The organism is Streptomyces thermovulgaris (assembly GCF_002155915.1).
Classification (GTDB): Bacteria; Actinomycetota; Actinomycetes; order Streptomycetales; family Streptomycetaceae; genus Streptomyces; species Streptomyces thermovulgaris.
This window is the reverse complement of sequence record NZ_MUME01000309.1, coordinates 1-21,444: the sequence shown is the minus strand read 5'-3', so window position 1 is coordinate 21,444 and position 21,444 is coordinate 1. Positions and strand designations below refer to the sequence as shown.

General features: G+C 70.7%; 18 protein-coding genes. 10 read left to right on the top strand and 8 right to left on the bottom strand.

Features of this window, described 5'->3' with window-relative positions:
• Positions 1-246: 246 nt before the first annotated feature.
• A complete protein-coding gene (locus tag CCN35_RS22040) occupies positions 247-1,785 on the bottom strand; it encodes a peptide MFS transporter (RefSeq protein WP_086794020.1) in 1,539 nt (512 codons plus the stop codon).
• Between the two features lie 532 nt (positions 1,786-2,317).
• Here CCN35_RS22040 and CCN35_RS22035 point away from each other — a divergent pair.
• Entirely contained in the window at positions 2,318-2,995 is a 678-nt protein-coding gene (locus CCN35_RS22035; protein WP_067396761.1) for a response regulator transcription factor, read from the top strand.
• A 49-nt stretch (positions 2,996-3,044) separates the two neighbouring features.
• A complete protein-coding gene (locus tag CCN35_RS22030) occupies positions 3,045-4,313 on the top strand; it encodes an ATP-binding protein (protein WP_086794018.1) in 1,269 nt (422 codons plus the stop codon).
• A 55-nt stretch (positions 4,314-4,368) separates the two neighbouring features.
• Here the strand turns inward: CCN35_RS22030 and CCN35_RS22025 are convergent, their stop codons facing one another.
• Entirely contained in the window at positions 4,369-4,917 is a 549-nt protein-coding gene (locus CCN35_RS22025; RefSeq protein ID WP_086794016.1) for a GtrA family protein, read from the bottom strand.
• 391 nt (positions 4,918-5,308) lie between these two features.
• Here CCN35_RS22025 and CCN35_RS22020 point away from each other — a divergent pair, with 391 nt between their 5' ends.
• From CCN35_RS22020 to CCN35_RS22010, 3 genes are read left to right on the top strand one after another with little or no spacing between them, the layout of a single operon-like run.
• Positions 5,309-6,472, top strand: coding sequence for a 5-(carboxyamino)imidazole ribonucleotide synthase (locus CCN35_RS22020; RefSeq protein ID WP_067396758.1), 1,164 nt, complete (start codon positions 5,309-5,311; stop codon positions 6,470-6,472).
• Complete coding sequence (purE, locus tag CCN35_RS22015) at positions 6,469-7,008, top strand: 5-(carboxyamino)imidazole ribonucleotide mutase (RefSeq protein WP_079129809.1); 540 nt, start codon at positions 6,469-6,471, stop codon at positions 7,006-7,008. Before CCN35_RS22020 ends, purE begins: the two co-directional genes overlap by 4 nt.
• A 5-nt stretch (positions 7,009-7,013) precedes the next feature.
• Positions 7,014-8,192, top strand: a complete 1,179-nt coding sequence (locus tag CCN35_RS22010) for a dipeptidase (protein WP_067396755.1) — start codon at positions 7,014-7,016, stop codon at positions 8,190-8,192.
• A gap of 78 nt (positions 8,193-8,270) precedes the next feature.
• On the opposite strand, the gene CCN35_RS22005 is transcribed toward CCN35_RS22010, so the two are convergent.
• Complete coding sequence (locus CCN35_RS22005) at positions 8,271-8,630, bottom strand: VOC family protein (protein ID WP_067396753.1); 360 nt, start codon at positions 8,628-8,630, stop codon at positions 8,271-8,273.
• Positions 8,631-8,850: 220 nt separating this feature from the next.
• On the opposite strand from CCN35_RS22005, the gene CCN35_RS22000 reads away from it, so the two are divergent.
• Complete coding sequence (locus CCN35_RS22000) at positions 8,851-9,357, top strand: CGNR zinc finger domain-containing protein (RefSeq protein WP_067396752.1); 507 nt, start codon at positions 8,851-8,853, stop codon at positions 9,355-9,357.
• Between the two features lie 172 nt (positions 9,358-9,529).
• Here the strand turns inward: CCN35_RS22000 and CCN35_RS21995 are convergent, their stop codons facing one another.
• A complete protein-coding gene (locus CCN35_RS21995) occupies positions 9,530-10,873 on the bottom strand; it encodes a UDP-glucose dehydrogenase family protein (protein WP_067396750.1) in 1,344 nt (447 codons plus the stop codon).
• Between the two features lie 289 nt (positions 10,874-11,162).
• Here CCN35_RS21995 and CCN35_RS21990 point away from each other — a divergent pair, with 289 nt between their 5' ends.
• Both CCN35_RS21990 and CCN35_RS21985 read left to right on the top strand, forming a co-directional pair.
• Positions 11,163-12,320, top strand: coding sequence for an acyl-CoA dehydrogenase (locus CCN35_RS21990; protein WP_086794014.1), 1,158 nt, complete (start codon positions 11,163-11,165; stop codon positions 12,318-12,320).
• A 608-nt stretch (positions 12,321-12,928) separates the two neighbouring features.
• Positions 12,929-13,291 carry a four-helix bundle copper-binding protein gene (locus tag CCN35_RS21985; RefSeq protein WP_067396748.1) on the top strand — a complete coding sequence of 121 codons (363 nt, stop codon included), beginning with the start codon at positions 12,929-12,931 and terminating at the stop codon, positions 13,289-13,291.
• An 87-nt stretch (positions 13,292-13,378) separates the two neighbouring features.
• Here CCN35_RS21985 and CCN35_RS21980 read toward each other — a convergent pair whose 3' ends face one another.
• A complete protein-coding gene (locus tag CCN35_RS21980) occupies positions 13,379-14,662 on the bottom strand; it encodes an LCP family protein (RefSeq protein WP_079129808.1) in 1,284 nt (427 codons plus the stop codon).
• A gap of 117 nt (positions 14,663-14,779) precedes the next feature.
• On the opposite strand from CCN35_RS21980, the gene CCN35_RS21975 reads away from it, so the two are divergent.
• Entirely contained in the window at positions 14,780-15,337 is a 558-nt protein-coding gene (locus CCN35_RS21975; RefSeq protein WP_067396744.1) for an acyl-CoA thioesterase, read from the top strand.
• Positions 15,338-15,365: 28 nt separating this feature from the next.
• Here the strand turns inward: CCN35_RS21975 and CCN35_RS21970 are convergent, their stop codons facing one another.
• On the bottom strand, positions 15,366-16,865 hold the full coding sequence (locus CCN35_RS21970; RefSeq protein WP_079129807.1) for an LCP family protein: 1,500 nt from the start codon (positions 16,863-16,865) through the stop codon (positions 15,366-15,368).
• Positions 16,866-16,992: 127 nt separating this feature from the next.
• Here CCN35_RS21970 and CCN35_RS21965 point away from each other — a divergent pair, with 127 nt between their 5' ends.
• Positions 16,993-18,057, top strand: a complete 1,065-nt coding sequence (locus CCN35_RS21965) for a glycosyltransferase family 2 protein (RefSeq protein WP_067396739.1) — start codon at positions 16,993-16,995, stop codon at positions 18,055-18,057.
• Between the two features lie 108 nt (positions 18,058-18,165).
• Here the strand turns inward: CCN35_RS21965 and CCN35_RS21960 are convergent, their stop codons facing one another.
• Together CCN35_RS21960 and CCN35_RS21955 are read right to left on the bottom strand one after the other, a co-directional pair.
• Positions 18,166-19,830, bottom strand: a complete 1,665-nt coding sequence (locus CCN35_RS21960; protein ID WP_067396737.1) for an LCP family protein — start codon at positions 19,828-19,830, stop codon at positions 18,166-18,168.
• Positions 19,831-19,932: 102 nt separating this feature from the next.
• On the bottom strand, positions 19,933-21,444 hold a 1,512-nt coding region (locus tag CCN35_RS21955), incomplete at its 5' end, for an LCP family protein (RefSeq protein WP_107501080.1).

Here is a 21,444-nt window from a genome sequence, read left to right as displayed (position 1 = left end):
TGGCCCCACCGCGTGTCCGAGGACGTCCCGGTGGTCCTGCCGGAACCCCCACGGACACCGCCGGCACATCGCAGGGCCACCGGGGCGGCGAGGACGTGCCGCAGATCCACCGGAGCACCCGGGCACGCCGCAGGACGGACACGCCACAGGACCACCGGGACGTCCTCGGACACGCGGTGGGGCCACCGCGCCCACGGACGCGGTGGCCCCACCGCATGCCCGCCTGCCGGCCGGACCGGCCCGGTCTCAGGGCACGTCGCCCATCAGGGCCTTGACCTTCCGGCGGTACATGAAGACCGCGAATCCGGCGAGGGCGGCCAGGGCGGCCTCCACGGCGACCGCACCCGAGCCGCTGAGGTCCACGCCGCCCACGGCGGGGTTGGACAGCAGGCCGGTGACGGAGTCGCCCGCGGTGACCGCGAGGAACCACACGCCCATCATCTGGCTGGCGTACTTCGCCGGGGCCATCTTGGTCGTCACCGACAGGCCGACCGGGGAGAGGCACAGCTCGCCGACGGTCTGGATCAGGTAGATGCCCACCAGCCACATCGGGCTGACCAGGGTGCCGTCCGCGGCCATGCCCAGCGGCAGCAGGAAGAAGAAGAACGAGACGCCGACGAAGAACAGCGCGGCCGCGAACTTCGTGACGGTGCTCGGCTCCTTGCCCCTGCGGTTCAGCCACAGCCAGAGCCAGGCGAAGACCGGGGCCAGGGCCATGATGAACACCGGGTTCAGCGACTGGTACCAGGAGGACGGGAAGCCGAAGCCCAGCAGCGAGCCGGAGGTCTTGGTCTCACCGAACGCCTGGACCGTGGAACCGCCCTGGTCGTAGATCATCCAGAAGACGGCGGCGGCGACGAAGAACCAGATGTAGCCGGTCATCTTGGACTGCTCGAGGTCCGACAGCTCCTTGTCCCGCTTGATGCGGACCAGGACGCCGACCGGGATGACCAGACCGATCACGGTGAGCGGGATCATCGCCCAGTTCAGGGTGAAGTGGCCGGTGAGGCCGACGACGCCGTAGAAGACGGCGGCGACGACGAGCCAGACCAGCCCCCTGCGCAGCCAGATGGTGCGCTCCGCGGAGGTCAGCGGCTTGGGGACGACGTCGCTGCGCGGGGACAGGTGCCGGGTGCCGAGGAGGAAGGCCACCAGGCCGATCGCCATGCCCACGGCGGCGAGACCGAAGCCCAGGTGCCAGCCGACCTGCTGACCGACGGTGCCGATGATCAGCGGGGCGAAGAAGGCACCCATGTTGATGCCCATGTAGAAGATCGTGAAGCCGCCGTCGCGGCGCGGGTCGTCCGGGCCGTCGTAGAGGTGGCCGACCATGGTGGAGATGTTGGCCTTCAGCAGGCCGGAGCCGAGCGCCACCAGTGCCAGGCCGGCGAAGAAGGGCGCCTGTCCGCCGGGCAGCGCCAGCACCGCGTGGCCCGCCATGATCGTCACGGCTGCGATCGCCACCGTCCTGCGGGGACCCCAGACGCGGTCACCCAGCCACCCGCCGGGCATGGTGAGCAGGTACACCATCGACAGATAGACGGAGTAGATCGCGGTGGTGGTGGCCAGGTCCATGCCGAGCCCGCCACCCATGCTCCCCTCCTTGGCGTCGGGGCCGCCGGAGAGCAGATAGACGACGAGAAGGGCGCGCATGCCGTAGAAGCTGAAGCGCTCCCACATTTCGGTCATGAAGAGAGTGGCCAGGCCGCGGGGGTGGCCGAAGAAGGTCTTCTCGGAACCGGGGGTGCCCGGTCGTGCCGAGTCCTTCGTCAGGCTGGACGCCATGGTCGTTCCTCGCTGGTCGGGACGCGCTCCGATCGGCGGATGCGCGCCCGTGTGTTGTGGGGGGACGGCCGGTACCGGCGGGACCGAGGTCCATCCCACGCCCAGGGGAGAGCCCGCTCCGGATCGCGAAGCGGAGGACGACGGCCGCCGGAACATGCCCCTGCCGCGTCGGCACCTGGGGGCCGGCACGAGCAGAGGCCCGGCCTCGGGTCATTCCTCGCCAGGCCGGCCGGGCCGGCCCGCACACAAAAAGGACCTCCGGCCTCGAGGTGAGCGCCAAAGGTCCACTGTGTGCGACAGGCGTTCAACTCACGATAAGGCAGAGTAGGGCCGGACATGGAAGGACTTGCGATATGAATCACAGGAGAAAGGCGCTCTTGCCTGATGTTTTCAAGGTTTGCACAGAGTCTTTCCGTGGATCCCAAGACTCTCTGTGAGGGGCCCGTCACCGGGCGGACCGGCGGGAAAACCGTGTGACGATCATGCCGAAGCACCACCCCGACGGACGGCGCGGGCGGACTACCATCGGTTCATGACCCGTGTATTGCTCGCCGAGGACGACGCGGCGATCTCGGAGCCGCTGGCCCGCGCACTGCGCCGGGAAGGGTACGAGGTCGAGGTGCGTGAGGACGGCCCCGCCGCGCTCGAGGCCGGAACGCAGGGCGGTGTCGACCTGGTCGTGCTGGACCTCGGGCTGCCCGGCATGGACGGCCTGGAGGTCGCCCGCCGGCTGCGCTCCGACGGGCATACGGTGCCCATCCTGATCCTGACCGCGCGCGCCGACGAGGTGGACACCGTCGTCGGTCTCGACGCCGGTGCCGACGACTACGTCACCAAGCCCTTCCGGCTCGCCGAACTGCTCGCCCGGGTCCGGGCCCTGCTCCGGCGCGGCGCCGCCGAGCCGCAGCAGCCGCCCGCCACCCACGGGGTGCGCATCGACGTCGAGTCCCACCGTGCCTGGATGGGCGACGAGGAGCTCCAGCTCACCGCCAAGGAGTTCGACCTGCTCAGGGTGCTGGTGCGGGACGCGGGGCGGGTCGTCACCCGTGAGCAGCTGATGCGCGAGGTCTGGGACACCACCTGGTGGTCGTCGACCAAGACCCTCGACATGCACATCTCCTGGCTGCGCAAGAAGCTCGGCGACGACGCGGCGAACCCCCGCTACATCGCCACCGTGCGAGGCGTCGGCTTCCGCTTCGAGAAGAACTGATCCGGGAAGCACCGAGCCGCGCCGCCCGGACTTCGTCAGGTAAGAGGACATGCGCCGTCGACTGATCCAGTCCACGCTCGCCGTGGTACTCGTCGTGATCTCCGTCTTCGGCGTCTCCCTGGTGATCGTCGAGACCCGCACGATCAGCCACAGCGCCCGGGAACGGGTCGAGTCCGAGGCGGTCAGGCTGGCCGGCATCGTCGACAGGCGGCTGCTCGGCGCGGAGACCGTCGACGCGGAGGTCCTGCGCGACCAGGTGGCCGACGGCCAGTACGCCGTGATCGGCATTCCCGGACGGGAACCCATCGAGGTCGGCAGCAAACCGTCCGGCGATGTGATCCACGCGACGGCCAAGGGCGGGCAGGGCGAGACCGTCCGGGTGGAGGAGCCCCGCTCCTCGGTGGCCCGCGAGGTCGGCCGCACCATGCTGATCATCGGCCTGGTCGCGCTGCTCGCGGTGGTGGCCGCGGTGCTGCTCGCGATCCGCCAGGCCAACCGGCTCACCTCCCCGCTGACCGACCTCGCCGAGACCGCCGAACGCCTCGGCTCCGGCGATCCGCGCCCTCGCCACAAGCGCTACGGCGTGCCCGAGCTGGACCGGGTCGCGGACGTGCTCGACAGCTCCGCCGAGCGCATCGCCCGGATGCTGACCGCCGAGCGGCGCCTGGCCGCCGACGCCTCCCACCAGCTGCGCACGCCGCTGACCGCGCTGTCCATGCGGCTGGAGGAGATCACCCTCACCGACGACCTGGACACGGTGAAGGAGGAGGCGAACGTCGCCCTCGCCCAGGTGGAGCGGCTGACGGACGTGGTGGACCGGCTGCTGACCAACTCCCGCGACCCGCGCAACGGCTCCGCCGTCTCCTTCGACCTCGACGAGGTCATCCAGCAGCAGATCGCCGAGTGGCGCCCCGCCTACCGCAGCGTCGGCCGCGCCATCGTCACCTCCGGCAAGCGGCATCTGCAGGCCGTGGGCACGCCCGGCGCGGTCGCCCAGGTGCTGGCCGCGCTGATCGAGAACTCCCTCATGCACGGCAACGGCACGGTCGCGCTGCGCACCCGGGTGACCGGCAACCAGGCGGTCGTGGAGGTCACCGACGAGGGCCCCGGGGTCCCCGCCGACCTGGGGGCCCGCATCTTCGAGCGCGCGATCAGCGGCCGCAACTCCACGGGCATCGGCCTCGCCGTGGCCCGTGACCTCGCCGAGGCCGACGGCGGGCGTCTGGAACTCCTCCAGGCCCAGCCCCCGGTCTTCGGCCTGTTCCTCTCCCGCACCCCGCCGCCGAAGGACCAGGAGGAGGAGCAGACGGTGCGGTAGGGGGCCGCCCGTCGGAGCGGCGGGACGGGCGGGAAGCCGGGGCGGCGGAGGAGGGTCAGCGGAAGACCTTCGGGCGCGGCTCCTCCCTCTTGGCCCGCAGGAGCGGCTCCGCCTTCTCCACCACGGTGTCCCGGACCGGCAGGGCGCGGAACACCCAGGTGCGGTAGGACCAGAAGCGGAACAGGGTCGCGATGCCGATGCCGAGGAACTTGAAGAAGTTGTTCTGCAGCGGGCTGTTCCAGCCGAAGCCGTACGTCGCCAGGTACAGCACCCCGTTCTCGATCACCAGGCCGGCCCCGCTGAACAGCAGGAACAGGGTCAGCTCCCGGGTCCGGCCGGTCTTGTCGCGGTCCCGGTAGGTGAAGTAGCGGAAGCCCATGTAGTTGAAGAGGATCGCGACGACCGTGGCGATGACGCTCGCGCGCACCACCTGGAGATCGGTCACCTGCCGTACCAGGTTGAACACGAGCAGATTGACCAGGAGCCCCGCTCCGCCCACCGCGCCGAACTTGACGACCTCGCGCCACAGCCGGCCCACGCGCCTGCGCAGTGCGCCGCGGCGCGCCGGGGGCGCGGAACGAAGCCTTGAGGAACCATGGCCCATGGTCGTACAGGCCCCCGTCTCGGTCGTGTCGTGGCCGGTCTCGTCGGTTCCGCCATGCTAACCAGCGCTTGGACGCCGCGCCTGTGGACGGGGCACCCGCCGGGGAACAGGTCGGAAAGAGCCCTGGAAATGGCGGGGAAAGGGCGGGAGACGGCGGGAAAGGACCGGGAGGGGCAGCGAAAGGACAGGCAGAGACGGGGAGGGACAGGGAGAAGGAACGGAGGAAGAGCAGGGGAAGGACAGGGGGGAGGACAGGGCAAGGGCGGGAGGAGACCGCCGGGCAACCGGTGGGGGCGTCGGTGCACGCCCATGGACCTCCGACGCCCGGACCCCGACGCCCCGAGAGGGCACGGGATCCGGCCGGGGTGGCGCGACCGATACCCTGGAGGGCGTGACGTTCCCGGTAGTCGGCATGGTCGGCGGTGGTCAGCTCGCTCGTATGACCCACGAGGCGGGCATCCCGCTGGGCATCAGGTTCAGGCTTCTCAGTGACACCCCCCAGGACTCCGCGGCACAGGTCGTGAACGACGTCGTCGTCGGCGACTACCGCGACCTGGAGACACTGCGCGCGTTCGCGCGGGGCTGCGACGTGATCACCTTCGATCACGAGCACGTCCCCATCGAGCACCTGCGGGCCCTGGAGAAGGACGGCATCGCCGTGCGTCCCGGCCCCGACGCCCTGGTGCACGCCCAGGACAAGGGCGTGATGCGCGCACGGCTCGACGCGCTCGGCGTGCCCTGCCCGCGGCACCGGATCGTGACCGACCCGCAGGACGTGGCCGCGTTCGCCGCGGAACTCGCGCGGGACACCGGGAACGGGTCGGACGGCTTCCCCGTCGTGCTGAAGACCGTCCGCGGCGGCTACGACGGCAAGGGCGTGTGGGTGGTGCGCTCCGTCGAGGAGGCCGCCGAGCCCTTCCGCGCCGGTGTGCCCGTCCTCGCCGAGGAGAAGGTCGACTTCGTCCGGGAGCTGGCCGCCAACGTCGTGCGCTCCCCGCACGGCCAGGCCGTGGCCTATCCGGTCGTGGAGTCGCGGCAGGTGAACGGCGTGTGCGACACGGTCATCGCGCCCGCCCCCGACCTCGACGAGGACCTCGCCCTGCGGGCCGAGGAGATGGCGCTGCGGATCGCCAAGGAACTCGGCGTCGTCGGCCACCTCGCCGTGGAGCTGTTCCAGACCCGCGACGGCCGCGTCCTCGTCAACGAGCTGGCGATGCGCCCGCACAACTCCGGCCACTGGTCGATGGACGGCGCGATCACCTCCCAGTTCGCCAACCACCTCCGCGCGGTCCTCGACCTGCCGCTGGGCGACCCCCGCCCGCGCGCCAGGTGGACGGTCATGGCGAACGTCCTCGGCGGCGACTACCCCGACATGTACTCCGCGTACCTGCACTGCATGGCGCGCGACCCCCGACTGAAGATCCACATGTACGGCAAGGACGTGAAGCCCGGCCGCAAGGTCGGTCACGTCAACACCTACGGCGACGACCTGGACGACGTGCTGGAGCGCGCCCGTCACGCAGCCGACTACCTGAGAGGCACCATCACCGAATGAGCCGGAACAGCCCTGTCGTGGGCATCGTCATGGGGTCGGACTCCGACTGGCCCGTCATGGAAGCCGCCGCCGAGGCGCTCGACGAGTTCGAGATCGCCTACGAGGTCGACGTCGTCTCCGCGCACCGCATGCCGCGCGAGATGATCGCCTACGGCGAGCAGGCGGCCGGACGCGGGCTGAAGGCGATCATCGCGGGTGCGGGCGGCGCCGCCCATCTGCCCGGCATGCTCGCCTCCGTCACCCCGCTGCCGGTGATCGGCGTGCCCGTTCCGCTCAAGCACCTGGACGGCATGGACTCGCTGCTGTCGATCGTGCAGATGCCGGCCGGGGTGCCCGTGGCGACCGTGTCCGTCGGCGGTGCCCGCAACGCCGGTCTGCTCGCCGCCCGGATCCTCGCCGCGCACGACGAGGAACTGCTCGCCCGGATGCGGGAGTTCCAGCAGGAGCTCAACGAGCAGGCCACCGAGAAGGGCAAGCGGCTGCGCGCCAGGGTCGAGGGCGCGGCCGGCGGTTTCGGCTTCGGCACGGGGACGTGACGCCGATGCCGGCGCTGGAGGAGGCCCGGGCACTGCTGCGCGAGTTCCCGGTCGTCGACGGCCACAACGATCTGCCCTGGGCCCTGCGCGAACAGGTCCGCTACGACCACGACGCCCGTGACATCGCCACCCACCAGGGCGACCATCTGCACACCGACATCCCGCGTCTGCGCAAGGGCGGTGTGGGCGCCCAGTTCTGGTCGGTGTACGTCCGCGCGGACCTGCCGGACCCGGTGCCGGCGACGCTGGAACAGATCGACTGCGTACAGCAGCTGCTCGCACGCCACCCGGCCGACCTGGCTCCCGCGTGGACGGCCGCCGACATGGAGGCGGCACGCAGGCAGGGCCGTATCGCCTCGCTCATGGGGGCCGAGGGCGGCCACTCCATCGCCTGCTCCCTCGGCACGCTCCGGGGGCTGTACGCGCTCGGCGTGCGCTATCTGACCCTCACCCACAACAACAACGTGCCCTGGGCGGACTCGGCGACGGACGAGCCGGGCGTGGGCGGCCTGTCGGCCTTCGGCCGCGAGGTGGTCCGCGAGATGAACCGCCTGGGGATGCTGGTCGACCTCTCCCATGTGGCCGCCACGACCATGCGGGACGCGCTGGACACCACCAGTGCCCCGGTGATCTTCTCCCACTCCTCCGCGCGGGCCGTGTGCGACCACCCCCGCAACATCCCGGACGACGTGCTGGAGCGGCTGCCCGCCAACGGCGGGGTGGCGATGGTGACGTTCGTCCCGAAGTTCGTCCTCCAGGCCGCCGTGGACTGGACGGCCGCGGCCGACGAGAACATGCGCGCCCACGGCTTCCACCCCCTCGACACCACCGCCGAGGCGATGAAGGTCCACCGCGCCTTCGAGGAGAAGAACCCGCGCCCCCGTGCCACGGTGGCCACGGTCGCCGACCATCTGGACCACATGCGGGAAGTCGCCGGCATCGACCACCTGGGCATCGGCGGCGACTACGACGGCACGGCCTTCACCCCCGACGGCCTGGACGACGTCTCCTGCTATCCGAACCTGATCGCGGAACTCATGGACCGCGGCTGGTCGAGGACCGACCTGGCCAAGCTGACCTGGCAGAACGCGGTACGTGTCCTGGGCGACGCGGAGGCCGTCGCCCGTGAGCTGCAGGCCACGCGCGGCCCGTCCCACGCGACGATCGAGGAACTGGACGGCTGACGGCGGCGCCGGACGCCCGGTGCGGTGCGTCCGGCGCGGGACACGCGGCGCTCGGCCCGGACGGAGCGGGCGGGGCGGTCAGCAGGCGCACAGACAGAACGGGTGTCCGGCCGGGTCGGCGTAGACCCGGAAGGTCCGCGTGCGGTCCGCCGTGTCCAGCGGGCGTGCCCCGAGCGCCAGGACGGCCTTCTCCGCCGTGTCCAGGTCCTCGACGTCCAGGTCCAGGTGGAACTGCTGCGAGCCGTCCGCGGAGGGCCACTTCGGCGGCACATGGCCCGGCGCCCGCTGGAACGCCAGCGTCCGCCCGCCCTCCGTCCTCAGCTCCACCCAGTCGCCCTCGCCCTCCACGGTCCCGCCGAGCACCTCGGCGTAGAAGCCGGCGAGGGCACGCGGGTCGGGACAGTCCAGGACGACGACACCCAGCTTGGCGAGAGCCATGACTTCCTCCTTGCGTGCACTTGTACGGGCTGTACGAGCTTGCCCGCACTTTGTGCGCTTTGTGTGCTTGTGCGCCCGTCGGAGCCTTCCGTGCGAGAGCCGCCTGCCGGGGCGCCCGTCGAGGGGGTTACCTGTTTCTTGGGTTCAACCAGTAACCGTTACCGCATTCTGCCGTGCAACGGGTAACAGCACAACGTGTGTGCGAGGTACCGTCGCTGACATGAGTGAGAGATCGGCCGCGCCAGGGGGGCTGGCTCTGGTCGAGTCCCTGGTGAACACCCTGGACCTCGCCACCGGCGTCGACGCGCTCGACACGGCGGAGGGCCGGGCGCGCCTCGGGGTCCGGGAGGCGGAACTGCCGCGGGCGCGCGAGCTGCGCGAGTCGCTGCGGGCGACGCTGCTCGTCCACGCCGGCCGTCCGCCGCACCGCGCGGTGACACCGCTCGGCGAGCTGTTCGCACGGGCCCCGCTGGTGGTGGCCGTGGACGACCGGGACGGCTCCGCGAGGCTCGTCCCCGCCGGCACCGGCTCCCTGCTCTCCCGGGTCGCCGCCGCCGTCGCCGAGGCGCTCGTCGCGGGCACCTGGACCCGGCTGAAGGCGTGCGAGGCGGACACCTGCCACTGGGCGTACTACGACCGCAGTCCGGCCGGCCGGCGCCGCTGGTGCTCCATGCAGGTGTGCGGCGCACGCGCGAAGATGCGGCGCTACCGGGCGAAGGAGGGATGAGCCGCGGACGGTTTCCCAGGGCCCCCTCCGCATGTCCCGGACCGGTGGGGCAGAATGCGTGCAGACGCCGGTTCGGCCGACTGAGCCTCGGCCGAACCGGCGTCCCTTCGTGCCGCTGGTGTCTTCCGCGCCCGCTGTCCTCGGTGTCCGCGTGGGCGCCGGGCGTGTCCGGCTACGCGGTCGGACGCCCCATCGCCCGGTACGTCCACCCGGCCCGGCGCCACCGCTCCGGGTCCAGCGCGTTGCGCCCGTCCAGGATCACCCGGGCCGCCACGACCTCGCCCAGCTCCGCCGGGTCCAGCTCGCGGAACTCCCGCCACTCGGTCAGGTGCAGCACCACGTCCGCGCCCCGCACGGCCTCCAGCGCCGACTCGGCGTATCCGAGCGTCGGGAACACCCGCCGGGCGTTGTCCATGCCCTTCGGGTCGTACACCGTCACCTGGCCGCCCTGCAGATGGATCTGCCCCGCGACATTGAGCGCGGGCGAGTCCCGCACGTCGTCCGAGTCCGGCTTGAAGGTGGCGCCCAGCACCGCCACCCGCCTGCCCAGGAACGGCCCGCCGCCCAGCGCCTGCCGGGCCAGCTCCACCATCTGACCGCGCTGGCGCATGTTGATCGAGTCGATCTCGCGCAGGAACGTCAGCGCCTGGTCGGCGCCCAGCTCGCCCGCGCGCGCCATGAAGGCCCGGATGTCCTTGGGCAGACAGCCGCCGCCGAAGCCGATCCCGGCGCGCAGGAACTTCCTGCCGATGCGGTCGTCGTACCCGATCGCCTCGGCCAGCTTCGCGACGTCGCCGCCCGCGGCCTCGCACACCTCGGCCATGGCGTTGATGAAGGAGATCTTCGTGGCGAGGAAGGAGTTCGCGGCGGTCTTCACCAGCTCCGCGGTCGGGAAGTCGGTGACCACGAAGGGGGAGCCCTCGGCGATCGGCGTGGCGTACACCTCGCGCAGCAGCTTCTCCGCCCGCTCGCTGCGCACACCGACCACGATCCGGTCCGGGTGCAGCGTGTCCTGGACGGCGAAGCCCTCGCGCAGGAACTCCGGGTTCCAGGCCAGCTCCACCTCCTCGCCCGCGGGCGCGAGCCCGGCGATCGTACGGGCCAGGCGGTCCGCGGAGCCGACGGGCACCGTCGACTTGCCGACGACCAGGGCGGGCCCGGTCAGATGCGGGGCGAGGGAGGTGACCGCGGAGTCGACGTACCTCATGTCGCAGGCGTACTCGCCGTGCTTCTGCGGGGTGTTCACGCAGATGAAGTGGACGTCGCCGAACGCGGCCGCCTCGGCGTAGTCCGTCGTGAACCGCAGCCGGCCGGTGGAGCCCTCGAGTCCGGCCACATGCCGGTGCAGCAGCTCCTCCAGCCCCGGCTCGTACATCGGGACCTCGCCCCGCCGCAGCATCTCGATCTTCTCGGGGACGATGTCGAGACCCAGCACCTCGAAACCGAGCTCGGCCATGGCCGCGGCGTGTGTCGCGCCGAGATAACCGGTGCCGATCACGGTGATCCTGAGGCTCATGGGTGCTCCACGGAGGGGACGACGGTCGTGCGGTGCCCGAGCATATAAGGGGACATGCACAGGCCCTCCGCCGGGCAATGTCCTCTCCGTGACCCCTCTGCGTCCTCCCCGCGCCTCCCCGTCCGTCCCCGAGCCGCTCCCGATCGGTCCCGTTTCCGCACCGGTTTCCTGTCCGCTGTTCCTGTCTGTCGCCAAACTCACGTAACACGGACGTGAGCGAAGCCATAAAATTCGACCTACTTAACGGTAGTTAGCGTCAGCGTGCGTCTTCTTTTTGGAGTGAGAGACCTTGGCCGGATCGGCTGACTTCGACCTGTACCGCCCGTCCGAGGAGCACACCATGCTCCGCGACGCCGTCCGCTCGCTGGCCGAGGCGAAGATCGCGCCGTACGCCGCCGCGGTCGACGAAGAGGCACGCTTCCCGCAGGAGGCCCTGGACGCGCTGGTCGCCAACGACCTGCACGCCGTGCACGTGCCCGAGGAGTACGGCGGCGCGGGCGCGGACGCCCTTGCGACGGTCATCGTGATCGAGGAGATCGCGCGGGTCTGCGCCTCGTCCTCCCTGATTCCCGCGGTGAACAAGCTGGGCTCGCTCCCGCTGATCCTCTCCGGCTCCGAGGAGCTGAAGAAGAAGTACCTCACCCCGCTCGCCAAGGGGCAGGCGATGTTCTCGTACTGCCTCTCCGAGCCCGAGGCCGGTTCGGACGCGGCCGGCATGAAGACCAGGGCGGTCCGCGACGGCGACCACTACGTCCTCAACGGGGTCAAGCGCTGGATCACGAACGCCGGCGTCTCGGAGTTCTACACGGTGATGGCCGTGACCGACCCCGACAAGCGCAGCAAGGGCATCTCCGCCTTCGTCGTCGAGAAGTCGGACCCGGGTGTCTCCTTCGGCGCCCCCGAGAAGAAGCTCGGCATCAAGGGCTCCCCGACCCGCGAGGTGTACCTGGACAACGTCCGCATCCCGGCGGACCGGATGATCGGTGCCGAGGGCACCGGCTTCGCCACCGCGATGCGCACCCTGGACCACACCCGCATCACCATCGCCGCCCAGGCCCTCGGCATCGCCCAGGGCGCCCTCGACTACGCCAAGAACTACGTCAAGGAGCGCAAGCAGTTCGGCAAGCCGATCGCCGACTTCCAGGGCATCCAGTTCATGCTCGCCGACATGGCCATGAAGATCGAGGCCGCCCGTCAGCTGACCTACGCGGCAGCGGCGAAGTCCGAGCGCGACGACAACGACCTCACCTTCCACGGCGCCGCCGCCAAGTGCTTCGCCTCGGACGTCGCCATGGAGGTCACCACGGACGCCGTCCAGCTCCTCGGCGGGTACGGCTACACCCGTGACTACCCGGTGGAGCGCATGATGCGCGACGCCAAGATCACCCAGATCTACGAGGGGACGAACCAGGTCCAGCGCATCGTCATGGCCCGCAACCTGCCCTGACGTCCGGCCGACCGCGGGGGCGTCCGGTTTCCGGGCGCCCCCGCGGCCGTGCGGGGCCGCTGTGCGCTCGTGCTCCCGGGGCGCGGGCCGGACCGCCGGGCCGGCGAGGGGACGACGGCCGGTCCGTGCCGGCCCGGTACGCGGTGTCCTCGGACAAGTACGCACTGTGTGCGGGGATGTGAGGCCGAGTCGGCGTTCGCGCCACCGGTTCCGCACCCGGTGGTGCCGGGGCCGGCCGACTCCGGCGGGGTCTGCCGGCCCCGTCGCAGGGCGGGGAAGGCGGGCACCGCGTCCGGCCTGTCGGGGAGACCGGACCCGGTCGGCCGGCCGTCGTGCCGCCGTGCCGGGCCCGGGCGCGCGCATGGGCGCCGGCGGGACGGAGCAAGAGGCAGGGGGCGTCGGCGTTCCCTTTTTGGCGGCGGCCGGGGACCGGGCGCCGGGAAGCCGGAGCCGGGTGCCGGGCGTCCCGGGGACGGCATGCCCGAACAGTGGGCCGAACGGGTGGAATAAGGCTTTTGCCCGTTCGGATGGCGCCGGATCGGGAGCAGGCGTACGACGGAAGGGAGAGGGGGCCGTCTCGAGGTCCCCCTGTCCCCCCAGGAGGAGCCATGACCCAGTCCGGAACCGCAACCCCCATGAGCAAGGAGATGCAGGACTGCGTCCAGGCCTGCATGGCGTGCCACACCGCCTGCGAGGAGACCATGAGCTCCTGCATGCAGATGGGCGGCCAGACGCAGATGCAGATCATGCGGGCGCTCATGGACTGCTCCGAGATGACCCGCATGTGCGCGGACATGATGATGCGCCGCTCTCCGCTGGCGGCGGAGATGTGCGCGATGTGCGCCAAGGCCTGTGACATGGCCGCGGAGGCGTGTATGTCCATGCCGGACGACGAGATGATGGCGCGCTGCGCGGAGGCGTGTCGTCGCTGTGCGCAGATGTGTCGCACGATGGCGGGCGCCGGCATGTGAGCCGGACGCCCGGCGGTACGCCGGAGCCCCGCGGCCGCCGGAGCACGGCACCGCGGGGCTCTTCGGGGTGGCCCGGGGCGGGCGGGGTCAGTCGCCGGTGACGGTGACCTTCTGGTCGTTCCTCAGCTCGTCCATCAGCTTCCTGACCTTCGCCTTGTCCCAGATGAGGTTGCCGCCGGAGGAGCCGGCGATCGGCATGTTCATGGAGGTGCCGTCGCCGCCGCTGACGTTCTTCATCGCCCAGAACATGGTGGCCAGGTCCCACAGGCTCATGTCCTTGTCGACGATCAGGGAGTCCAGACCCGCGTTCAGGGTCGGGTACAGCTTGAACGGGTTCATGATCGTCGAGGGGGTGGCCGCCTGGTTGGCCAGCGCGGAGAGGAACTTCTGCTGGTTCTTGGTGCGCTGCAGGTCGGAGGCGGCGAAGGCGTACCGGGTGCGGACGAAGGCCAGGGCCTGCTGGCCGTCCAGGGTCTGCTTGCCCGCCTGGAAGTCGGCGCCCGAGTACTTGTCCTTGAAGCCCTTCTCGATGGTGATCTCCACGCCGCCGAGCGCGTCGACGATGTTCGCGAAGCCGGCGAAGCCGATCTCCACATAGTGGTCGATGCGCAGACCGGTGTTGTACTCGACGGTGCGCACCAGCAGCTCCGGGCCGTCGTAGGCGTAGGCCGCGTTCAGCTTGTTCGTCCCCAGGGGGCCCCTGAGCCTGCCGGACTCCGAGCCGCGGAACTGCGGGATCGTGACGGCGGAGTCGCGCGGCAGGGAGATCAGGGTGTCGCCGTTGCTGCCGACGTGCAGGAGCATCATCGAGTCGGTGCGCTTGCCCGCGGCGGATCCGGTGTGCAGCCTCTTCTTCTGCTCGTCCGACATGCCCTCGCGGCTGTCGGAGCCGACGATCAGATAGGTGGTGCCCTCGCCGGGCTCCGGCCGGTCGATGACCTTGGACAGGTCGACTTCGCGGTTGAGCTGGGAGTCGGCCCAGAAGTACGTCACGACCGTGGTCACCAGAAGTATGGTGACCAGGGTTATCGCGGTCAGCTTGATACGGCGGCCCCAGTTCGGCGCGGGGCGGGAGCCGTACGCGTGGCCGTCGTCCGGCCCGCCGGGTCCGCCGGCCCTTCTGCCGTAGACCTGACCGGTGTTGTAGCCGCTGTCGTATCCCTGGTCGCCGCCGTCGACGTACGACGGCTGCGGCGGGATGCGGTGCGGCGGCGCCGAGGGGCCCGAGCCACCCGGACTTCCGTATCCGCCCCGTCCGCCGCGCCGCACTTGACGCATCACACGTGCGCCCTCCGGCTGCGGACTGGCACTGCCGCGTCCGTACCGGGGGCCTTGGTCGCCGCCGGACCACCCCTCGGGCCAATCTGTCATGGGCTTAGTGTGCAGGGCGGAACTGCGCAGCTGACAGGGCCGTCGGAAAATAGGGTCGGCGCTGTTGCCAAGCTGACACAAAATTTCCCGATTCCGCCTCGGCATAGGGTGGAGGTCATGACAGACCAGGCCCCTACTGCGGAATCCGGAACGGCGGACATCCCGGGCAAGCCGACCTCGGCGTCCCGGACCACTCTGAGCCACATCATGACCCACAACGACACCAACCTGCTGGGGACGGTGCACGGTGGGGTGATCATGAAGCTGGTCGACGACGCGGCGGGCGCGGTGGCCGGCCGGCACAGCGGCGGACCGGCGGTCACCGCCTCCATGGACGAGATGGTGTTCCTCGAACCGGTCCGGGTGGGTGATCTCGTCCATGTGAAGGCCCAGGTCAACTGGACCGGCCGGACCTCCATGGAGATCGGGGTGCGGGTCCTGGCCGAACGCTGGAACGAGTCCACCCCGCCCACCCATGTCGGCTCGGCCTATCTGGTCTTCGCCGCCGTGGACGCCAACGGCAGGCCGCGCCCGGTGCCGCCGGTCCTGCCGGAGACCGAGCAGGACAAGCGCCGCTACCAGGAGGCCCAGATCCGCCGCACCCACCGGCTGGCCCGCCGCCGTGCCATCAAGGAGCTGCGGCAGAAGCGGGCGGCGGAGGGCTACGAGGACTGACGTCCCCGCGGCCGGCGGCCCGGACGGCTCATCCGCAGGTCACCTCGTCCCCGCGGACCACCGCTGTGGCCGCCTTCGCCGGATCCTCCACCCGCACCGTGCGCACCCGGCGGTGGTCGCTGCCCACGATCACCCGGAGCGTGGCTCCCTGCCCCGGCACCGGACGCAGCTCGCTGCCCGGCAGCGCGGCGGCGAGCGACCTCGCCGAGCGGTCCCACCGGGGGTCGTAGAGCACCACGGTCCGGGTGACCCCGCGCTCCTCGGCGTCCCTGGGGGCCTTGGTCGTGCGGAAGCCGGCCGCCGCCAGCTCCGTGTCCACCCGCCGGGCGAGCCCCGTGACGTCGGTGCCGTTCTCCACCTGGACGTGGATCTGCTGCGGGGCGACCTCGACGGTCGCGGCGGAGTCCGCCCGGCGGGGCTTGTGCGTGGCCAGCGGCCGGTCCTCGCGCAGCGCCCGGAAGAGCCGTTCGGCCTTGGCCCGGTCCCACTTCACGGTGGAGCCGACGCCCTTGACCGGGTGGGCCACCTGCGCGATCGGGACGGTGGCGAACTCCGAGGAGGAGGGGGAGAAGTTCCGCATCGCCCGCCCGAGGTCCAGCAACTCGTCGGTGCTAAAGCCCTTGTCCGCCCGCACCGAGCCCAGCACGGCCGTGGTGACGTCCCGGAACTTGAGCGGGTTCAGCAGCACCCGGGAGGAGGTCGCCTGGCCGATCAGGGCGGCCAGGAAGTGCTGCTGGCGTTTCATCCGGCCGAGGTCGCTCGCCCCGTCGACGTGCCGGGAGCGGACGTACTGCAGGGCCTGGCCGCCGGAGAGCGTGTGCGTGCCGGCGGGCAGGTCCAGGCCGGTGTGGCTGTCCTTCACCGGCTCGGCGGTGCAGATCCGCACCCCGCCGATGACGTCCACGGTCCGCATGAAGGAGGTGAAGTCCACCTCCAGATAGTGGTCGATCTTCAAGTTGGTCATCTTCTCGACCGTGCGCACCGTCAGAGCGGGACCGCCCTCCGCGTAGGCCGCGTTGAGCTTGACCGGGTGCGGTCCGTGCCGCTGCCCGGTGGTCCGGTCGACGTGCTCGGGCAGCTCGGCGTAGGAGTCCCGGGGCAGGCTCACCACACTGACCCGCTCCCGGTCCTGCGACAGGTGCACGATCATCATCGTGTCGGTGCAGTTGCACGGCCGGCCGCCCAGCCGGTACCGCTGCCGCTCCTGCTCGCCGATCCCGTCCCGGCTGTCGGTGCCGACCAGCAGCACGTTCATCCCGTGGCCGGCCGGCGGGCGGTTCTTCATGTCCTTGAAGGGGTCGACCCGGGCGATGTCCGCGTCCACGCTGGAGACCACCGCGTGCCCGATCCCGGCGGAGGCGAGCACCACCACCGACAGGGTGGCCGCCGCCCGCATGGCCCAGCGCGGTCTGCGGCGCGGTACGGGTGCGTACGGCACGCGGGCCGGTCTCGCCGGACCTCCCGGACCGACGGGCTGCCGCGGGGCGCGCTGCGGTCGCGGGCGCGGCCGGTACTGCGTGCTGGACATGGGGGACACCTCCGCTGAGGGCGTGGGTGGGCACCGTGTGCACCGTAGGGGCATACGATCGGCTGATCGGCGCAGCGGCCCCCGCGGCGCGCACCGGTGTCCCCCGTTCGCGGTAACGTGAGCACCGATGAACGCCAAGCCCGACGTGCGGTTCCCCGCCGTTTCTGTGATCATGCCCGTCCTCAACGAGGAGCGGCATCTGCGGGGAGCCGTGGAAGCGATCCTCGCGCAGGAGTACGACGGCGAGATGGAGGTCGTGATCGCCCTCGGTCCGTCCACGGACCGCACGGACGAGATCGCCGCCGAGCTCGCGGCCGAAGACCCGCGCGTGCGTACGGTTCCCAACCCCAGCGGCCGTACTCCCGCCGCGCTCAACGCCGCGATCAAGGCCTCCCGCCATCCGATCGTGGTCCGTGTCGACGGCCACGGGATGCTCTCGCCGAACTACATCGCCACAGCCGTACGGCTCCTGGAGGAGACCGGCGCGCAGAACGTCGGCGGCATCATGCACGCCGAGGGCGAGAACGACTGGGAGAAGGCGGTGGCCGCCGCGATGACCTCGAAGATCGGGGTGGGCAACGCGGCCTTCCACACCGGCGGCCGGGCCGGTCCCGCGGAGACCGTCTATCTGGGGGTGTTCCGGCGCGAGGTGCTGGAGCAGCAGGGCGGCTACAACGAGGAGTTCATCCGCGCCCAGGACTGGGAGCTGAACTTCCGCATCCGCGAGGCGGGCGGGCTGATCTGGTTCTCGCCGGAGCTGCGCGTCTCCTACCGGCCCCGTCCGACCGTGCGGGCGCTGGCCAAGCAGTACAAGGACTACGGCCGTTGGCGGCACGTCGTCGCCCGCTACCACCCCGGCTCCATCAATCTGCGCTACCTCGCCCCGCCGACCGCGGTGTGCGCCATCGCGGCCGGGATCGTGGTGGGCGCGGTCCTGACTCCCTGGGGGTTCGTGATCCCCGGCGGCTATCTGGCGGCGATCGTGGCCGGTTCGATCCCCGCGGGCAAGGGGCTGCCCCTGAAGGCCCGCCTGCGCATCCCCGTGGCCCTCGCCACCATGCACATGTCCTGGGGCTGGGGCTTTCTGACGAGCCCGAGGTCGCTGGCGAAGAAGGTCATCGCCTCGCGCAGGTCCGCGGTCGTCACCACGGACCGGGCCGCCACCGCCGACCGGGCCGCCGCCACCGACTGAGCCGTCACCGCCGGCCGGGCCGTCGCCCGCCGGCCGGCCGGACCGCTCGCAAGGGCCCCTCTCCCGGGAGAGGGGCCCTTGCGGTGTCCACCGGCGGCAGGGGTGCGCCTACCAGCGGTAGGGCTCGTACACGTCCATGCACTGGCTCTCGTCCGAGCCGTTGAGGGCGTCGGAGTTCTCGGGCAGGTCACCGGGCTTGGGCGCGGACTGCTTCGGGTAGGTGACGCCGGTGCGCCAGTCGGCGCCGACGACGACGGTGACACCGGAGACGTCGGTCGACCGCTTGACCGAACTCATCGGAATGCCCAGGGCCTTGGCGACGCTGCGGGCGTCGCCCTCCAGGTCGGCGCTCGGGTAGCGCACGACGGTCTCCTCCTCGGCACCCGCCGCCGAGGTGTCGGCCGTCGCCCGGGTGAAGCCCTTCTGCCGCAGCTGCCGGCTGATCTCGCCGGCCCGGCCGCTGACCGGGGCCCGGGTGGAGGTGCGGGTGGCGTTCTGCACCAGCACGCCCAGCCGGTCGGCCGCGACCGAGGGAGCCGCGGGGGTCTCCTCCTCGCTCGGCTTCTTCGTCTCCGTCTTCGGGCCGTTCTTGTCGAAGGGCACGTCCTCGCGGAGCATCTTCCACATCTTCGCGGCGTTGGCCCCGTCCGGGATCACATGGTTGGGATCCCGCGGATCGGTGACATTGGGCATCGTCGCCATGGTGATGCGGTTGGTGGGGACCGTCTTGAGCTGCATGGCCAGGTCGTACAGCTTCTTGACGGTGCCGATCTCCTCGGAGACCTGCAGCGACTGTGTGGCGGCCTCCGCCAGGCCCATCAGACGGCCGGTGTCGGTGAAGACGTTCTGGCCGCGCAGCATGCGGATCATCGAGTTCATGTACATGTGCTGGGCCCTGGCCCGGCCCAGGTCGCTGTGGAAGGCATGCCGGGTGCGCAGCCACTGCAGGGCCTGCTTGCCCTTGATCTTGTGCTTGCCGGCCGTCAGCTTCAGACCGGAGCCGCCGCGCTGGGTCCGCAGATTGCGGTCCCACACGTTGTGCTTCACACAGACCTCGACACCGCCGATGGCGTCCGCCATGCGCACCACGCCGGCGAAGTCGATCATCATCCAGTGGTCGATGTAGACACCGGTGAGGTTCTCCCAGGTGGCGAGCGTGCAGCCGGCGCCGCCGCGGGCCAGCGACTCGTTGATGATGGTGTTGACCGGCGGATAGACCGTGCCCGTCTCGGGGTCGGTGCACTGGGGGATGTCGACCCGGGTGTCGCGGGGGACGCTGACCACGGCGGCGCTCTTGCGGTCGGCCGACAGGTGGATGAGCATCTGCACGTCGCCCAGCGGGGGGTTGCCGCGGTTGTGCCTGCTGCCGCCCAGGGCGACGTTCTCGTCGGAGTTACGGCTGTCGGAGCCGATCAGCAGGATGTTCAGGGGCGTCTGGCCGGCCGGGTTCGGCTTCGTCCGCTGCGCCTTGAAGTCGCCGCTGCTGCGCTGGCCCTTGCGTATGTTGCTGTTCAGGTGCTGGTAGTAGAAGTATCCGGCGCCGGCCGTGGCGAGTATGACCAGCGAGAGCACCGTGGCCGACCAGCGCAGCACGCGCCGCCGGGGGCGTCTTCCGGCGACCTCGTGCCCTATGCCGCCGCCGTCCTCTTTGTCGCCCTTTTTCCCCTCTTTGTCGTGCGGGTCGTGGCCGCCCGCCGCGCCGCCGTCCTGCACGGCGAGAGCCGTCGCGCCCTCGACCGCAGGCTCCTCCCCGTGCAGACTGCTCCGCGTCAACTCCCCATCCTTCCCACCCTGGTGTGCCAGTGAACGGGCCTGCCGTGCGTCGTGTTAGACGCACGACAGGCCCGGAAGGTGGCGTAGTGCGTTCAACTTTGTTCAGCTGGCGCACTCGACCTTGTCCGCAGTGGACTTCTCGACCTTGGGGGCCTTCGTCGGAGCCACGAGCGGCACACCCGCACCCTTGAAGTCCTCGCCCAGGGTCAGTGTCATCGTCGGCAGACCCTGGGAGTTGGTCACGCTCTCGCCCGGCTTCAGCGCCGATCCGGGCAGGCCCATGATTGCAGCGAGTTTACGCGCTTGCGGTGCCTGCTCGGGGTCGTACTCGAGGGTGGTCTTGCCGATCTTCTCGGGTGCGTTGCCCGCGTTCTCCGACTTGGTCACCCCCTGGGTGGTCTGCAGCCAGGAGAGGGTCTCCTGCGCGGAACCGGCGGGAGCCCCGCCGTTGAGGATCCGCACCCGCACCTCGGAGGCGGCGGACTGGGATCCCTTGAGGCGGGCGGCCTCGGCGTCCTTGGCGGCCTTCTTCTTTTTCTTCACCTCGGTGAAGGAGACGTCGTTCGCGATGGCGTCGAAGACCGGGCGTGCCTCGGTCGGGTGCAGGACGACCGTCGAGGCGACCTTTTCGGCGGGGTTGTCGACGACCGGGACCGTCAGGAAGGTGATGTTCTTCGTCGGGACCTTCTTCAGCTCCAGCGCCACGTCCTTGAGGGTGCTGATGTCGTCGATGCCGGTGTCGACGGTCAGCGCCTTGGTGGCGGCCTCGGCCAGGTCGTACAGCTTGGTGGGGTTGGTGAGCGTGTCGCCGGAGGCCATCTTGCGCATCAGCGAGCCGAGGAACTGCTGCTGCACCTTGATCCGGTCCAGGTCGCCGTGGTTGCCCCAGGCGTGCCGGGTGCGGACGAAGGCCAGGGCCTGCTCGCCCTCGATCGTGGACTTGCCGGCGGGCAGCTTCAGGTGCGACTTGTCGTCGTCCACGGCGTGCTTGAGGCACACCTCGACACCGCCGACCGCCGTCGTCAGGGTCTTGACCGCGTTGAAGTCGGCCATCATGAAGTGGTCGGGCGCGATGCCGGTGGCCTCCTTGACCGTGCGCATCGTGCAGCCCGGGTCGCGGCCGTCCTGGCCGAGGCTTCTGTTGAAGCGGGTGTTCGGCGTGCCCGGGATGATCTTCGTGGTGCCGTCGGGCTGCTTGGTCGGGCAGTCCGGGATGTCCACGATCAGGTCGCGCGGGATGCTCAGCGCGGTGGCGTTCGTACGGTCCTTGGAGACATGCAGCAGGATCGTGGTGTCGGCGTGGCCCACGCTGCCCTTGTCGCCGTAGCCCTCGTTGCCTTTGCCGGTGCGCTTGTCCGTGCCGATGATCAGTATGTTGAAGGCCTCGTCCTTGCTGAAGCTGGCCTTGCCCGCGTCGCCCACGTCGGTGCTGGTGACGTTGCCCTCGAGGTGCTTGAGGTACAGATAGCCGGCCGTACCGGCACCGACCAGGAGAAACGCCATGGTGCCGCTGGTCCACAGCAGCACCTTCTTCGCCTTCGACTTCTTCTTCTCCGGCCGGCGGCTCCGCCGCCCGGGCAGCGGCTCCTCGGGCGGTGCGCCGCGGCGGCGGCG